This is a genomic window from Nitrospira sp. NS4, from assembly GCF_049546785.1.
Taxonomy (GTDB): Bacteria; Nitrospirota; Nitrospiria; order Nitrospirales; family Nitrospiraceae; genus Nitrospira_D.
Map to the genome: position 1 here is coordinate 312,974 of NZ_JBMWAN010000004.1, position 16,242 is coordinate 329,215.

Here is a 16,242-nt window from a genome sequence, read left to right on the forward strand (position 1 = left end):
TTCAGCGGACAGCAAAAGCTAATCTTTTTGACGGTCCGCTGGAATGAGTTGTTGAAACTCTTCATGGGAACACCTTAACCCCATTTTCTTCAAGCCACTTAAGCAAAAAATTGACATGAGCAATTTCGTTTTTGCACTTTTCCAGCTGCCGTTTAACCTCAGCCAAAACCACGGGGACTTCTACTTTCCATATTTCGTCCACTTCCAGATGGTCTTTGAATATTCCGAAGTAAAACGCCTTGTTCCTTGTTACCCGATTCAGATTGTTTGAAGTAATCCGATCCATTTGGAAGCTGCAACCTTTATTCGTCGAGACCTTGATGCGCCTGATACTTGCCAGATACTCATAGGTGTTTCCGCTTTTATCTTGTGCATCAGCGGAGTCTTTCTGCGGTATCAAATCATGGCCAAGAATTTCGGCCATCATCAACTCTTTGATTACGCCAGGCTGAAGGATATTTGGCACCCCGTGCTTTTCCAGGGCTATACGTTGAGCTTCTTTGAGAAGATCAAACAATTCAGATGCTGGCATTTGAGACTTCTAGCGATAATTAGAAATATCCGGATATGCTACGGATCTTCGGTTTCCTGTCCGTGTACCACACCACGAGGTTTCTCGCCGATGAACTGTGGACTCCTATCTATTCAACGGCTTCCTCCCCGCCAAGCAAGTTATCACTGCTTCTTATTCGGATTAGCCAGCACTATCTCTTTGAGGGGATCACATCCCGTCCGGAGCGCTCGCTCGCCCGACTAATTCAATCAGCACCCCTTCCCGCAACCCCAAATCGCTCACCAGCACGCTCGACATGCCCAAGGTCTCCATCACCGTCCGGATGATGATCGCGCCGGCGGCGATGACTTCTTCGCGGTTCTTTTCTAAGCCTGGCAGGCCGATACGGTCGGCTCTCTTGCGGCTGAGCAGGGTCTGCTCCAGTTCCTGAACGGTGGCGAGTGTCAGCTTGTAGTTATGGATACGGGCCGACACATAGGCGGGGAGCTTCTGCGCCATGGCCGCGAGGGCGGTGATGGTTCCGGCAGTGCCGACGAAGGTGGCGGTCTGGTAGCCCTTCATATCGGCGACGGCGGCCTTTGTTTCCCGCGCAATCCAATCCCGCGCCTGTTGAACCTCCGCAATGGTCGGAGGATCATGGTGGAGCAATCGTTCACACAGGCGCACCACGCCGATGTCGATGGAGCGGACAACCGGCTGCTGGCCCGGCCGATCCAGAATAAACTCCGTACTCCCGCCGCCGATGTCCAGCGCCAGCATATCGGTCACGCCGGCAGGAAGGCCGGAGCGAATGCCGAGCAACGTGCGCCGTGCTTCCTCGTCACCGGTAATGACTTCGACATCGAACCCGGTTTCTTGCTTAACCTGACGGAGAAACTCGTCACGATTGCCGGCATCGCGGACGGCACTCGTGGCCACCGCCGTGCAAGCATCTACGGCGTAGCTGTCGATAACCTCCTTCCACTCCCGCAAACACTGGATGACCCGATCCATCGGGTCCGGACTCAAGCGCTTGTTCTGATCGACGCCTTCCCCCAGGCGAAGAATCCGCCGGTCTGACCGGAGTTCTTTGAGGGACGCGCCGGGAGGCAGATCGGCGATGAGCAGCCGACAGGTGAGGGTGCCGATGTCGATGCCGGCCAATCGAAGGCTACGTGGGGCTGGCTGGGTCATTGCTCGTTCCGAATCTCGTCCATTTCTGATTCCAGTTGCTTCCGGGCATCTTTCAGTTCCTGAATCTCGCGCACCACCCGGCCAATGTCTTCGTCATACATCACCCGCTCCGCCGTCTCGCCCCGCTCCTTCATCTCGACCGCCCGCTCGCCGATGTCCTTGTAGAGATCCGACAATTGCTGATCGATCTTCCGGACCTCCAGCCGCATCCGGAGCAATTCCGTCTCTTCCAGCGCTCGAGTGGCGGCATGCGCCGTCCCCAATCGCAGCGTCGCGATGCCGGAACGAAGATCATCTTTTAGGCGCTGTAATAGTCCCATACAACTCCCGGTGATCAGTGATGTGTGATCAGTGACGTGGGAACATTCCGCCGGCCTTCTTTCCACCGATCACTCATCACGCATCACCCCTCACTCACGTTAACTGACCGACCCCAACTCCAATTTCTTCTCCCACTTTCTGAACATGGCCTCTTTCAGGCCTTGATGCCCCGGCGCGCTCAGTTGCGGGTCCTGCTTCAACAGGGAGAAGGCCTCCAGCCTCGCCTGCTGCAGGAGATCGCTGTCTCTCACGATGTTGGCCACGCGAAACTCGGGCATGCCCCATTGCCGGAACCCGAAAAACTCCCCCGGTCCCCTGATGCGCAGATCTTCCTCCGCGATCACGAACCCGTCGTTCGACTGCACCAGCGCATCCAGCCGCTCCCGCGCGTTGGACGCCGGCTCTTCTGCCCCGAGCGGATGACGTCCAAGCTTCGGACGACTGCGCGCCAGCCAGGTCGCCATGAGCAGACAGTAGGATTGCTCGGCCCCGCGCCCCACCCTTCCACGCAGTTGATGCAGTTGCGCCAAGCCGAATCGCTCGGCGTGTTCGATCATCATGATCGTGGCATTCGGCACATCCACCCCGACTTCAATTACCGTCGTGGCGACGAGCAGATGAATCTTCCCGGCCTTAAAATCGGCCATGACCGATTCTTTCTCAGTTGGTTTCATTCGCCCATGCAGCAACCCGACTGTGAACCCGGCAAACTCGCCGTTCTGCAACTGCTCGGCCCCTTGAATCGCCGCCTGCAAGTCCGTTTTTTCCGATTCCTCCACGAGAGGATAGACGATATAGGCCTGACGCTGGTTCCGCAATTCATCTTTAAGAATCTGATAGGCCCGACGGCGCTGCGATTCGCTGAACAGAAACGTCCGCACCGGCCGGCGCCCCGGCGGCAGCATGTCGATCACCGACACGTCCAGATCGCCATAGACCGTCATCGCCAGCGTGCGCGGGATCGGCGTGGCCGTGAGCACCAGCACGTCCGGCTTGTAGCCCTTGTCGATGAGCGTCTTCCGCTGCATCACGCCGAACTTGTGCTGTTCATCGACGACCGCCAACCCCAGATTCTTGAAGCCTACACCTTTCTGGATCAGCGCATGCGTCCCGATGGCCACCTGCACCTCACCGGAGGCCAGTTGCGCCGCCTGGGCTTTCTTCACCACTGCCTTATCGCTTCCGCGCAGCAAGGCCACGTTCAACCCCAGCGACGCCAACGTATCTTTGAGATTGCGATAGTGCTGCTCGGCGAGAATTTCCGTCGGCGCCATGAGGGCCGCCTGATAGCCTGACCCGCAGGCCATGACGATGGCGTGCAACGCCACGACGGTCTTCCCGGAGCCGACGTCGCCCTGCACCAGCCGGTTCATCGGCCGTTGCGAGATCATGTCGCGATAGATCTCCCGGATGACCTGATCCTGCGCAGCCGTCAGTTGAAACGGCAGCAGGCGGCTCAGCTTCCCGACGATCGGCGCCCGGGGATTGAACGTGAGCCCCTTGGGCTGTTCCTGCACCGACCGCTGCCTGGTCGCCAAGGCCATCTGGAGAAGAAACAACTCTTCGAAGGCGAGGCGCCGGTGCGCGGGCGTCTTGCCCTGTTCCAGCAGTCGGGCGTCCGTCCCCGCTTTGGGAAAATGCACATCCTGGATGGCTTCTTGGATCGGAATGAGCCGCTGGCGGGCTCGTAGCGTGACCGGCAGGTGATCCCGTAGCTCGCGCGCATGCTCGTCCAAGAGCGTCTTCACCAGCACCCGCGCCTGGCGGGACGTCCAGCCTTTGGTCTCGTGATAGACCGGCACGATGCGGCCGACATGGAGCGCGGACTCTGCGCCTTCCCCCACCACCTCGTACTGCGCGACATCCATCCGGGGCACCATCCACCCCTGCCGCCCCGCGATCACCCGCCCGCTCATCATGACGCGCTTCCCCACCGCCAGCACATCTTCGAGGTACGGTTGATTGAAAAAGACGACCTGCATCCGGCCCGTCTCATCTTCGATGCCGACCTCCAGCACCGAGAGGCGGCGGTTCCTGGTCCGTTTGGCCTCGCACTTGGCGATCGTCCCGCAAATCGACGCGGCCATGCCCGGCACCAGATTGCCGATCGGCGTCATCACCGACCGGTCTTCGTAGCGCCAGGGAATCGTCCACAAGGCATCTTCGACCGTGGCGATCCCCAGCCGCTGGAGGAGGCTCGTGCGTTTCGGCCCCACGCCTTTCACAAACTGGATCGGCTGATTCCAGAGATCCTGCCGTTCATGGCGCGCAGCTGACGGCATCGTTCCGGCCGGTTCTGCCACGCCGGACAGCGGCTCGGCCGCCGCCTCCCGAAGCAGCGTCAACAGAGTGCAGGCAGCCTGGAGTCGCCGTCGTTGCTCGGCAAGCGGAAGGGCGGACTGAAAGTCGATGAACAATTCGCGGAGAAACCGCAGGCGGGTTTCGATGACCGGTGGGATCCCCTTCTGCGCCAGGGCCAACTGCACCTGGCCCGACACGAAGGTGCTCAGATTTTTCACCGCGCCCGCGTGGGCGCATTCATCTTTGGTCGCAAACTCAATCGGCCTGGCAAGACGGTCGAGCCATTCCTGAAACGTCGCCGGCACGGTGGACTCGGAAGGAGTCTGCATAACTGGCGCGGATCGTAACACACCCCCGCACGGCACTCAATGAAGCCCGGCGCCGGCCGCTCGATCACGCCCTTTCTCCAAGCTCGCCTCCCCCGTGCAAATGCACCGAATTGTTTGTCAGTCCTGCCTAGGGTGATACACTCAGCGGCAAGGTCACCATGTATCGCCGCAACATTTTCCATATCCTTCTCCCCTTGGCCCTCTGCTTGGGCGTCTTTACCACCTACCATCTCTTCGTCAAGGATCTCTCGCCTGCCACGCCTGAGGCCCCGGCACCGGTGGTGGACAGCGCGCCCTCCCCCTCCATTCCGATAGTCTCGCAAGCCCCGGCGCGCCCGACCGACGAAGAACTCAAACAGGCCAGAGCCATCGATCCCGCCGTCATTCCCGATACCCCTTCCAGCCAACTCCTGGAAGCCGTTCGCGACGAGATCGAAAGAAAGAATTTCACCGTGGCGGAACGTAGGCTGGCCAACCTGCCCCCGTCGCTCTTGTCCGACGCCAAGGCAAAGCCCTACATCGCCATTCTCTGGAACAACCTGGGCCTTGAACAGGAGCGGATCGACGGCACAAAAGCCTCGGTCAAGGCGTTCAAGAAGGCCGCCGCGCTGGACAGCGCCAATCCGGTCATCCAGCTGAATCTTGCCCACGCCTACTGGGAATTACGCGATCCCGCGCTCAATCAGGATTTCCTGACGGCCTTGACGAGCCTGGCCCCCAACGAGCCCTTTCCCCATCTCGCGATGGCCGATCTTCTGTACGATCAGGACCACCTGACCGAAGCGGCCGCGCACCTGGCCGAGGCGACGGAACGGGCCGGGAAAGATCCCCGTGTGCAATCCTACCTCGCGGCAGTCACCGCCAAGGTGCGCCATACGGACGCGGTGGAATCCCGCATGCACGCGCGTAACAGCGCCCATTTCATGGTGAAGTACGACGGAGCGGAGGATCACGGCACCTGGACCACGGTCCTGGAGATACTGGAGGAAGCCTATCGCGACATCGGCCAACGGTTCAGCCATTTTCCCGCCAAACCCATCGTCGTGGTGCTCCACACCAAAGACACGTTCCAATCGGCCACCGGCAGCCCGGCCTGGGCCGACGGGCTTTACGACCCCGTCCTCGGCCGCATCCAGATCCCCACGCAGGGCGCGACCACCGATACCCAATGGCTGACCCATGTCTTACGCCATGAATACGTCCATGCGCTCCTTCATGATCGTCTGGAAGGCCAGATCACCTCCCTGCCTGTCTGGCTCAATGAAGGACTCGCCATGCAGCTGGCGGGCGATCCCTGGCCGGACCTCGACCAGGCCATGCCGAACGGCGGCTCCGTGATCCACTTAAAATACTTGGAAGGGGGATGGGGGCAGCTGCCACAGAACGCGGCGACGCTCGCCTATCTGGAAGCAAACTCCGCCACGCATTACCTGATCGAACGATTCGGGATGAGCCGTGTGGCGGAATTGCTGAACGCCTTCAAAGCCAAAGCCACCGTCGCGACGGCCCTGCAAGACAAAATCTTTCTCTCCTACGACCAGTTCCATCAGCAGTGGCTGGATACGTTTCTGCACAAACACAGCTAGCCTGTTCCATCGACGAACAACTAGATTCGCTCTTCCAACCCCTGCCGTTCGTGAATCCCCGGCCAGGTGGGCAACGCTCGCGCTTCGTCCTCCACAGCCTCCGGCTGGGATCCCTCGTCTTCTTCCTGCGCAAGCAGGTCCTCCCACAGCAGCTGACGGCCGTCGCTCTCAAACATGCGGATCCGGAAATCATACGACGGATGGGACCCGCTCACATCGCACCCCGTGGCCACATACCGGTTGGCAATGCGCTCAGCGCGGGGGCGGCTGCCGGTCGAGAACTCGTCCTGCCACATCAACCCGCCCGTCACCGGATCGAGGGCCCGCAGGAGGAACAAGGGAACGGAGGCGTCGGAGGGCGAATCCGCGATCCTCGTCACCCTCGCCGGACGGGGCACAACCGTCGATACAAATTGGCCCGGGCTCGCCGCGCCCCGCGGTGTGAGGTTCAAATTACCTTCCCACTGAAACTTCCCGGTTTTGGCGTCATACACACGCAGGACAAAATTTGAAAGGTCCGTCGCGCCCGGTCCTACGCCTCCGGCAAAAATCCGCTCGTCCGGCCGCGGCCCCTTGGCGATGCCCTCCTCCTTCACATCCAATTCATAGGTCTCGTCGGACAAAACCTCTCCGGTCTCGGCATTGTATGTCTTTACTGTGATGGTCGATACGTCACCGATCTGATGGCCGAACCCTGCCGCCACAATCGCCCCTTTACCTCCGTCATTCCCGGCCCAGGCGAAGGCGGGCCATATCAGGCACCCTCCAAGAAGCCAGGCCAGAGACTTGATGGGACAACGCAGTCGACGCGAGGAGTGGCGGCGTCTCGTGACCTGCACTTTGGGGGACATCCCGCCGATCAAGGATTGAATGAACCGGGTGATCCAGGGAAAGAATGGCATGAGCCCCTCCGTGATGTTGAGGCATTCTGCCTGCGAGATCTCTCAGCGGTAAATTCCCCACTGTGGGAAGACGCCCCCCCGAAATGAGGGGGGAGGGTCGGAGGCGACCAGGGAAGGCAGGAAAGACAGCTCAGATTCTACGTCTATAGGCGTGAATCAGGCGGTACGACCGAGCCGAAAAACCGGTACCGGTACCTGGCGACCCACCCATAGACCCGTCCGGCCAACGCCCTCACGAAGGCCCAGCGCAGAATCCACCGCAGAACCCTCCCGCCGGGAAGCCCGGGAAGCAGCGGAAGGAAGGCATTGAGCCCTTGCGACACCTCCCCTGACGGGTGCACCAGAAAAGCCATCGCGGGGGGCCCCGGTCGATACCGATCCCCCAGGACTCCGGCTGCTTCTTCACTCTCGTAGGGAATCATGCGCAGGCCCGACCCGGCCTCACCCAGACCGGCTCGATCCAGTCCATGCTTGGCCGTGACACAGAGCCGGCAACGCCCATCGTAAATGAGCAGACTGGGATGCCGAGGGTCCAAGGGGCAGGGAAGCGGAGGATCCGTCATGATGAGTGCAGGCTACCATCCGGCAAATCGACCGCTCAAGCAGCCATTGCCGATGTCCCAGGACCAGGCTATAGTGCCGGCATGACACGCCCATGGGGATTGCTCGCCAGCCTGATCGGTCTCATCGCCGTCGGAGTCGCGACGCTCTTTGTTTTGCAGAATCAGCCGGGACAGCCGGAACCAAGCGGCCTCTGGGTCGGATTTCTGATCGGCATTCCGATTGGACTGGTGGTGACAGTCCGGCTGGGATTTCGATGGGCCCTGATGGCAAGCGTGATCTATAGCACCGTCGGGCTGGCGCTCGACCTGTCGACGATGGTGCAGGTGATCACCAAAGACCAGCCGACGCTGGCCATGCTGGCGACGAGCGGATTCAGCGGGCTGTTGAACTTCCTCGTGATCGCGTTCGGCGGGCGCGCGTTCCTGGACGTTTCCCTGGCGCCACCGCCTCCAGGATCCCGTCCTCCCAGTCCTCCGTCCCCCGCTTCAGACGCAACACCTTGACCCGTCCAAACCCGGCGTCTTTCAGCCAGTTCGTCGTGTCCGCCGCCGAATAGGTGTTCCCTTCTTCCGTGAACAGCAGCATGGAGACCGCAAAGAGACTCGCGTCGGGGGGATTGAGTCCCTCGCGATCGTGCAAAAAGGCATCCTGGATCAGGAGGCGGCCGCCGGGATTGAGCGCCGCCAACGCCCGCCCGAAAATCGCCCGGTTCATCTCCGGCGAATAGATGTGCAGCACGTTCGAATACCAGATGATATCGTAGGTGCCTGTAATAGATTCATGAGTGAAGTCGAGCGGCACATAGCTGAGCCGGGCTCCGGCTTTGTGCGTGGCGGCAATTTGCCTGGCAACCTCCAGCGCGGCCGGACGGTCCCCCACGGCTGCGCGCAACCCAGGATTCTTAGCAAGAAACGCCAGCGCGTAGGTGCCGGGTCCGCCACCGAGATCCAGAAGGGTGGCGGCTCCGCGTAAGTCCATCTGCGCCGCAATCTTCGGCGCGGTTTCAAGCGTCCGATGATGCATCGCCCAGGTAAACCGCCTCCGGTAATCCGGCTCTTCCGGCTCGTCATGATCCAGCGGGCGCCCGGTTCGCACAGACTCGTCCAGGCGGCACCAGTCCTTCCAATGACTCTTGATGAGATCGAGATAATCGCCCCGATAGGCCGCATGCCCGGCATTCAAGGCGGTCGCGCCCAGCCGGCTGTTCCGGTATGACTCGCCCTGTTTGACCAGGACACCGGCCATCGCCAGATTGCGGCACAGGATGGAGAGCCCACGCTCGCTCACGGCAAGCTTTTTGGCCAACTGCGGGATCGTCCAGCGCCGCTCCCCGATGACCGTACACAGGTCCAGATCCAGGGCTGCCAGGAGAATACGCGGCAGCCGATAGGCCGAGACCGCATCGCGAAATTCCTCGAACGTCGTGAGAGGCGTGAACTTCGAACGTTCGCTCATCCTGATCGTCCGATCGTCCGCACGCACCATGTGGTGAGGGAATGCACCGCGGCGGGGTTTGTGATATCGACCGTGCGTTCGAACGTCACGGCCACAAAGTCATCGTTCATGTCCGTCTGCTCTGAAAACCCTGACTGTAAGAGTAGTTGGCGGTATTTCGAGACGGCAGGCTGGATAAAGTACTTGGCCTGCTTGGCCAATTCGTCTGTCCCCAGATCCTCGGTGGTCCCGTCCGACATCAGGCTTTTGACATCGTCCATGGCGATCCCGTACTGGCAGAGCACCCGCCCGTCCGGCGTCAATTCGTACAACCAGCCGTCGGAACCGAGATCCATCGTCAACGGTCCGCCCGGCTCCAACTCAGCGAGTTGGGGGAAGGCCTGACAGAGCGACTGTTTGAGCGGCGTCCATGAGGACGAGACTGGATCGGTCATGCGTGGGTCTCTCGACGGGAAGCAGGCGTGGCCGAACCATTTAACCGGGCCCGCAGCGCCGCCAGGCGTTTGGTGTTTTCTTCCAGCTTGGGAAGCTCATACTTGCGGTCCATATAGACCACCTGATCGAGCAGGTCGGCGGCTTCCTGCAAGCGGCCCATCTCCTCATAACACTGCGCCAGCACATACCGTGCGCCGCCGGCGCGCAGTTCGTCGCGCGATCGCTCGGCGATGGACTGGCTTGTCTGGCAACAGGCAATGGCATCGTCGTACCGTTGTTGAATCAGGAAGGTCCGGCCGATCATGCGCCAGGCATCCGCCACCCCGCCCTGATTGCCCAGACGTCTCATCAACACGAGCGAATGCTCGTAATGCTGGATCGCCTGATCGAATTGCCCCGTCTCCCGCGCGACCAGCCCGAGGTCGGAAAACAGCACCGCCTTCCCCGCTTCATCATGCGCCTTGGTCATGAGATCCAACGCTTCCAGGTAGTAGGCGCGTGCGCGATCCCACTCCCCGGCATCGGCCCGGAGATTGCCTAAATTCGCCAGCGTGGTCCCGATCCCCTTTTCATCCCCGAGGATCTTCTGCAATTCCAGCACTTCCTGATAATAGGCTTGCGCCGATTCGCGCCGGCCGCTGACCGCGCAGATATTGCCGAGATTGCCCAGCGTCGCGGCCATCGCCCGCTGATCGCCGGTCAGCCGGTCGCATTCGAGCGCCTTGGCATAACAGGTGTACGCATCCGTGTAGAACCCGCGTGAAAAATGCTCGTTCCCCTGGCGGTTCAATTCTTCTGAGAGACCGTTTCGTAACGCCATGCGACGAGCCCTTTACTGAAGCGCCTGTTCCACGACCGATTTCGCACCGCTCATGATCGACGTGCCGTCCCCGACGATCACCGCGTCGAACTGATACTTGAGCAGCCGGCGCAACCCCTCTTTCGCCTTCTCACGATCCGCGTATTTCTCCGCCGGCAACATCGACAAGGCGCCGGCCGGCTTGCCGATCAGCGCATCGCCGAGAATCAGCGCCCCCTTGCCCTGCGGGATGAAGAGCGCCGACTCGCCGGGAGACTTCTGATCCTTCAGATGGATCACCCAAATGCCGCCGGGGAGCAGTTCCTGATCCTTGAACGTTTTGGTCGGCTGTAATTCCATCTGCGCCGCGTCGGCCTCCGGCACAAACACCTGACACTTGAATTCCGTCCGGACCGTCGCCGCCTCGCGCACATGGTCGCGGTTGGTCACGATGAGATAATCCACCGGCCCGTTTCTGCGAATGAAGGTGCCGGCCTCCGCGGTCATGGGAGGCGGATCGACGAGAATCTTATGCTCGCCCACCGTGAGAAACAGACCGTTGAAGTCGAGCTGTTTCTCATCGGAAAACCAGGACCACTGCCAGACGCCGGGTAGAAGGGGCTTCATACCGATCGTCCTGCAAGCCATACGAGACTCGCCCGAGAGCATTCGTTCATCTTCATGCGCATCGCGTTCCCGCCTTTCACGCTTGTCCCGCTCATCGCGCTGTTTCAGAGACCCGCGACCGCGTCTTTGACGGTCTTGGTGACTTTGGCGAGAATGCCGGCTTCGTTGGGAAGGTCCAGGATGTCGTCTTCCGGCACGGTAATAAATTTGCGGTTCGGCCCCTTGGTGAGCGAGATCAGAAACATGCTGTTCGACGGCGTGACGGGAATCACGACCTGTACGGCCCCGTCCACCCCCTTCACCAGATCCAGGAATTTCTGCTTGCCGGCTTCCATTTCATCCATTCTGTTCTCCCCTCACCCACCCGGCGTGGCGACCAGGGCATCCCGGGATGCGCGCGTCGAACGAGCACCGCGTCATCGTGCGCGTTCCACACACAGCGGGACGCTGGCTGACGCGCCTCTTACATCTTATTCCCGCCGCCCGCCAACAACTTTTCAACCTCCGCCGTAATCACGTCCGCTCCGGCAAGATCCATATTCCCGACCCGTTGCCAGCGGATAATGCCGTTCTGATCGATGACATACACGTTCGGAATGAACTTGCCGCCGCCGTAGAGCTTATCCGTCACCTTCCCGGGATCGAGCAGATACGGATAGGTCACCTTCACCGGAAAGGCCGACAAAAACTCTCCGACATCCTTCTTGGAATTGCCTGATGAGTTGACGCCGATGACCGTCACCTCTTTCCCCTTGGTCATCTCCGAGACTTTCTGAAGGGTCGAGCCCTGCATCATGCAGGGATCACAGATATGAAACAGGCCGAGCACGATGACTTTTCCCTTGTAGGCATCCAGCGACACCGTTTCACCGGTGATCGCGGTCAGCGTAAACGAGGGGGCCTTTTCACCGACCTTGAAGAACCCGGCCGCCAGCACGAGGTGCGCGGCAAACACCGGGACCAGCAGTGCACCAAGTATGAATAGGACCCGTTTCATCAGAGCCTCCTTTCTTCCAGAGCCGTACTCAGTCCTGAGCCCCGAGAACGCGCTCGCAACTCAAACGCAGCACCGGACAGTCAGCACGTCCGCCGTCATCCTAGCACGCGAAAATTTTCAGGGGCAACCGTGAGGGCGGACGTTTTCAGGAAGACGGGGACGCATCGCTCTGATTGAGCATGTCTTGCAATTGAGCCTTGGCATTCCCCTCGAACCGGACGAACTCGACGCCGAAGCGGAAGTCTTGTTTCCAGCGGACCGTCGCCATGGCAACGTCGATAGGATTCCGCGCCCCAGTCAGACGGATGTGAATCCGGAGTGTTTGGCCGACGGCGACATCAAGCGGGCCGTCGATCTCCCCGCCGGTAATCGTCAGATTGCTGAGCATGCCGTCCCCGCTCCCCTGTTCCCCATAGATGGTCACGGGGTAGTCCACGCCGATTCGCTCCCGACCTCTTGACTGCATTCGACTGTCCCTCCCTTGAGGCCGCGAGCAATGGCCCCCTCGCACACCCTCCGCTCAGCGTGACGGCTCAAAGAGACCGAGTTGCAGCTCTTCCGCCCTGGTAAAGGCGATCGGGTACTTCTCCGTGAAGCAGGCGTTGCAATACTGACTCGGCACACCGGGGGCCGACTTCAGCATGCCGTCGAGACTGAGATAGGCCAGCGAATCGGCCGTAATGTATTTGCGAATTTCTTCGATCGAATGGTTGGAGGCGATGAGCTCTTTCTTCGTCGGCGTATCGATGCCGTAAAAACAGGGCGACACGATGGGAGGAGAGCTGATGCGCATATGCACTTCTTTCGCGCCCGCGTTCCGCAGCATCTTCACAATCTTCCGGCTGGTCGTGCCCCGAACCAGCGAATCGTCCACCACCACCACGCGCTTCCCGTACAGCACTTCGGGGACCGCGTTCAATTTCACCTTCACCCCGAAATGACGGATCGACTGCTCCGGCTCGATGAATGTCCGCCCGACGTAGTGATTGCGAATCAACCCGGTCTCGAAGGGAACCCCGCCGCCCTCGCTATACCCAAGAGCCGCCGGCACGCCGGAGTCCGGAACCGGAATCACGAGATCGGCCGGCACCCACGACTCCTGCGCAAGCTGGCGCCCCAGCGCCTTGCGCGTCGCGTACACCGCGTTCGCGCCGAAGATCCGGCTGTCCGGCCTGGCAAAGTACACATACTCGAACACGCACATGGCCGGATCGACCTTGGGAAAGGGCCGGTGGCTGTCGATGCCCTGGTCGCTGATCACCACCAACTCCCCCGGATCGATTTCACGCACGTACTCGGCATCGAGCAAATCGAAGGCACAGGTCTCGGATGCAACGACCCAGCTTCCCCGCACGCGCCCGAGGCAGAGCGGCCGCAACCCGTGCGGATCCCGGACCGCGATCAACCCGTTGTCGGTCATCAGGACGATCGAAAAGGCGCCCCTCACCTGGTTCAGCGCATCCATCACACGCGCCAGAAACGTGCTGGCGCGGGAATGTGCGATCAGGTGAATGATGACTTCGGTGTCCGACGTGGATTGAAAGATCGCGCCGTAGGCTTCCAACTCGTTGCGCAGGAACTGCGCGTTGATCAAATTCCCATTGTGCGCGAGGGCGAGATTCCCGAAGGCGAAGTTGACGATCAGCGGCTGCACATTCTTCAAATCGTTGCCGCCCGAGGTGGAGTAGCGATTATGGCCGATGGCCATGTGACCGGGCAGCTTGTCCAGCACCGACTTGTGATAAATGTCGGCGACCAGCCCCAGCCCCTTTTGGACCCGGAACTGCTCTCCGTCTCCGGACACGATGCCCGAGGCCTCCTGCCCGCGATGCTGAAGCGCATACAGGCCCAGATACGTGAGGTTTGCCGCTTCCTCATGGCCGTAAATGCCGAACACGGCGCATTCGTCGTGAAATTTGTCGGGTGTGATGAGAGGCAATTCTTTCGTCATGGTCCTATGAGCCTACGAGCCAGATCAGGCTTGATTCAGCGTCCGCTCCAGTGAAAAACCCCAGCGATCCGCGAGCGTCTCCACCGGCACATCGACCGTGTTCGTCGCCGCCTGCCCCTCTCCCAGATGAATCACCAGCGACGCCCCGCCCACCGCGCCAATCACCGCCGCCGGGACGCCCAGCCCCCTGGCATGATCCAGAATCGCCTGCCGCTGCGCCGGCTTGGCGGACACCACGACACGCGACTGACTTTCCCCGAACAGCAGCGCATCTTTTCTCAGGCTGCCGGAGGTTAATCGTACCACAGCGCCGCGCGGCCGGTCAGGACCTGACAGGCAACATTCCGCCAACGCCACAGCCAATCCCCCATCCGAGCAATCATGCGCGGATCGTACGAGCCCGGCACGGATCAATTGTAACACACAGGATTGGACGGCCTGCTCCGTGTCCAGATTCAGGTACGGCGGAGACCCTTGCTCGCGGGCATGCATGACCTTGAGATATTCAGAGCCGCCCAGATCCTCCCGCGTCGCACCGAGCAGAATGATGTCGTCGCCGTCTTCCCGGAACCATTGCGTCATGGTCTGATCGGCCGATTCGATCAGCCCGACCATGCCCAGCATCGGCGTCGGATAGATCGACAGCCCGTTCGTCTCATTGTAGAAACTCACGTTGCCGCTCACGATGGGAATCTTGAAATGCTCGCAGGCATCCTTCATCCCTTCGATCGCCAGCACGAACTGCCACATAATGTCCGGCCGCTCGGGATTGCCGAAGTTCAGACAGTCCGTGAGCCCGATCGGCTCGGCCCCGGAACAGGCCAGATTCCTCGCCGCCTCCGCCACCGCGAGCCGCGCCCCTTCATAGGGATGCAACAGGCAATAGCGGCTGTTGCAATCCACCGTCATCGCCACCGCCTTGTTCGTCCCCTTGATCCGCACGACCGCCGCGTCAGACCCCGGACGGACCATCGTATTGGTCCGCACCATGTGATCGTACTGCTCGTACACCCAGCGCTTGCTCGCGATCGTCGGCGACTCCAGCAAGGCCAGCAACGCCGCGTTCGCGTCCTTCACATCGGGCATGGCGTCGTAATTCAGGTTGGTCAGCATGTCCTGATAGGCCGGGGGTGAATAGGGCCGCTCATAGCGCGGTCCCTCGTCGGCCAGGGCCTTGGCCGGAATTTCCGCCACCACCTTGCCTTGGTCCAGCACGCGCAAGATGCCGTCGCCCGTCACCTTGCCGACCACCGCCACATCCAGATCCCACTTCTTGCAGATCCGGATGCAGTCCTCTTCCTTGCCGGCCTTCGCCACCATCAACATACGCTCTTGCGACTCTGACAGCATCAGTTCATAGGGGGTCATGCCGGGCTCGCGGCGCGGCACATGCGTCAGATCCAGATCGATGCCGTTCCCCGCCCGCGAAGCCATCTCGCAGGACGAGCTGGTCAGCCCGGCCGCCCCCATGTCCTGAATCCCGACGAGGAGATCGTTCGCCATCAATTCGAGACAGGCTTCCAGAAGCAGCTTTTCCTGGAACGGATCGCCGACCTGCACCGTCGGCCGCTTCTGCTCCGACGTGTCGTCGAACGAATCGGACGCCATCGTCGCGCCGTGAATCCCGTCGCGGCCCGTCTTCGAGCCGAAATAGATCACCGGATTGCCGACGCCGGCCGCCGTGCCGAGGAAAATCTTGTCTTTGCGCGCGATGCCCAGACAGAACACGTTCACCAGCGGATTCAAGGAATAGATATCGTTGAAGACGATCTCGCCGCCCACCGTCGGCACGCCCATGCAGTTGCCGTAACCGGCAATCCCTGCCACGACGCCTTTCACAATGTGGCGGTTCTTCGCCGTGTCCAGCCCGCCGAACCGCAGCGAATCCAGCAAGGCAATCGGCCGCGCTCCCATCGTAAACACATCGCGCAGAATCCCGCCCACACCCGTCGCGGCCCCCTGATAGGGTTCAATAAACGACGGATGATTGTGCGACTCCATCTTGAAGACCACGCACAGCCCGTCGCCGATATCCACCACGCCGGCATTCTCACCGGGGCCCTGGATGACGCGCGGCCCGGTCGTGGGCAGCTTCTTCAAATGCACGCGCGACGACTTGTAGGAGCAATGCTCCGACCACATGACGGAGAACATGCCCAGCTCGGTCAAATTCGGCTCACGCCCCAAGATCTCGACGATCTTCTTGTATTCGTCGTCGGTGAGATTATGCTGGGCAATCAACTCTTTCGTGATAACAAGCGACATCGACAAATTCCTCTATTGGCCAT

Annotated in this window: 16 protein-coding genes; 1 reads left to right on the top strand and 15 read right to left on the bottom strand. The window is 60.7% G+C overall.

Features of this window, described 5'->3' with window-relative positions; all coding sequences use genetic code 11:
• Nucleotides 1-61: 61 nt before the first annotated feature.
• The 4 genes from ACO9S2_RS13340 to recG all read right to left on the bottom strand — a co-directional run bounded on the left by ACO9S2_RS13340 (nt 62) and on the right by recG (nt 4,638).
• Complete coding sequence (locus tag ACO9S2_RS13340; protein ID WP_423722870.1) at nt 62-532, bottom strand: hypothetical protein; 471 nt, start codon at nt 530-532, stop codon at nt 62-64.
• Nucleotides 533-721: 189 nt separating this feature from the next.
• Complete coding sequence (locus ACO9S2_RS13345) at nt 722-1,687, bottom strand: exopolyphosphatase (protein ID WP_423722871.1); 966 nt, start codon at nt 1,685-1,687, stop codon at nt 722-724.
• Entirely contained in the window at nt 1,684-2,007 is a 324-nt protein-coding gene (locus tag ACO9S2_RS13350; RefSeq protein ID WP_423722872.1) for a hypothetical protein, read from the bottom strand. The genes ACO9S2_RS13345 and ACO9S2_RS13350 overlap by 4 nt, the downstream gene beginning before the upstream one ends.
• Nucleotides 2,008-2,106: 99 nt before the next feature.
• The gene (gene recG, locus ACO9S2_RS13355) at nt 2,107-4,638 is read right to left on the bottom strand and encodes an ATP-dependent DNA helicase RecG (RefSeq protein ID WP_423722873.1); all 2,532 of its coding nucleotides are present in this window, start codon (nt 4,636-4,638) and stop codon (nt 2,107-2,109) included.
• Between the two features lie 158 nt (nt 4,639-4,796).
• Here recG and ACO9S2_RS13360 point away from each other — a divergent pair, with 158 nt between their 5' ends.
• Entirely contained in the window at nt 4,797-6,224 is a 1,428-nt protein-coding gene (locus ACO9S2_RS13360; protein ID WP_423722874.1) for a peptidase MA family metallohydrolase, read from the top strand.
• Between the two features lie 20 nt (nt 6,225-6,244).
• Here the strand turns inward: ACO9S2_RS13360 and ACO9S2_RS13365 are convergent, their stop codons facing one another.
• The 11 genes from ACO9S2_RS13365 to purL form a co-directional block, all read right to left on the bottom strand.
• Complete coding sequence (locus ACO9S2_RS13365) at nt 6,245-7,126, bottom strand: hypothetical protein (RefSeq protein WP_423722875.1); 882 nt, start codon at nt 7,124-7,126, stop codon at nt 6,245-6,247.
• A gap of 143 nt (nt 7,127-7,269) precedes the next feature.
• Nucleotides 7,270-7,689: a DCC1-like thiol-disulfide oxidoreductase family protein gene (locus tag ACO9S2_RS13370; RefSeq protein WP_423722876.1), complete on the bottom strand. Its 420-nt coding sequence runs from the start codon at nt 7,687-7,689 to the stop codon at nt 7,270-7,272.
• A gap of 373 nt (nt 7,690-8,062) precedes the next feature.
• A complete protein-coding gene (locus tag ACO9S2_RS13375) occupies nt 8,063-9,145 on the bottom strand; it encodes an SAM-dependent methyltransferase (protein ID WP_423722877.1) in 1,083 nt (360 codons plus the stop codon).
• Nucleotides 9,142-9,579, bottom strand: a complete 438-nt coding sequence (locus ACO9S2_RS13380; protein WP_423722878.1) for a hypothetical protein — start codon at nt 9,577-9,579, stop codon at nt 9,142-9,144. The genes ACO9S2_RS13375 and ACO9S2_RS13380 overlap by 4 nt, the downstream gene beginning before the upstream one ends.
• Nucleotides 9,576-10,400 (bottom strand): tetratricopeptide repeat protein, encoded by an 825-nt coding sequence (locus ACO9S2_RS13385; protein WP_423722879.1) that lies wholly within the window; start codon nt 10,398-10,400, stop codon nt 9,576-9,578. The genes ACO9S2_RS13380 and ACO9S2_RS13385 overlap by 4 nt, the downstream gene beginning before the upstream one ends.
• Nucleotides 10,401-10,412: 12 nt before the next feature.
• Nucleotides 10,413-11,006, bottom strand: coding sequence for a hypothetical protein (locus tag ACO9S2_RS13390; protein WP_423722880.1), 594 nt, complete (start codon nt 11,004-11,006; stop codon nt 10,413-10,415).
• Between the two features lie 104 nt (nt 11,007-11,110).
• Complete coding sequence (locus ACO9S2_RS13395; protein WP_423722881.1) at nt 11,111-11,350, bottom strand: hypothetical protein; 240 nt, start codon at nt 11,348-11,350, stop codon at nt 11,111-11,113.
• Between the two features lie 119 nt (nt 11,351-11,469).
• Entirely contained in the window at nt 11,470-12,003 is a 534-nt protein-coding gene (locus tag ACO9S2_RS13400) for a peroxiredoxin family protein (protein WP_423722882.1), read from the bottom strand.
• Between the two features lie 145 nt (nt 12,004-12,148).
• Nucleotides 12,149-12,469, bottom strand: coding sequence for a PilZ domain-containing protein (locus ACO9S2_RS13405; protein WP_423722883.1), 321 nt, complete (start codon nt 12,467-12,469; stop codon nt 12,149-12,151).
• A 54-nt stretch (nt 12,470-12,523) separates the two neighbouring features.
• On the bottom strand, nt 12,524-13,954 hold the full coding sequence (gene purF, locus ACO9S2_RS13410) for an amidophosphoribosyltransferase (RefSeq protein ID WP_423722884.1): 1,431 nt from the start codon (nt 13,952-13,954) through the stop codon (nt 12,524-12,526).
• A 24-nt stretch (nt 13,955-13,978) separates the two neighbouring features.
• Complete coding sequence (gene purL / locus ACO9S2_RS13415; RefSeq protein ID WP_423722885.1) at nt 13,979-16,219, bottom strand: phosphoribosylformylglycinamidine synthase subunit PurL; 2,241 nt, start codon at nt 16,217-16,219, stop codon at nt 13,979-13,981.
• Nucleotides 16,220-16,242 lie beyond the last annotated feature (23 nt).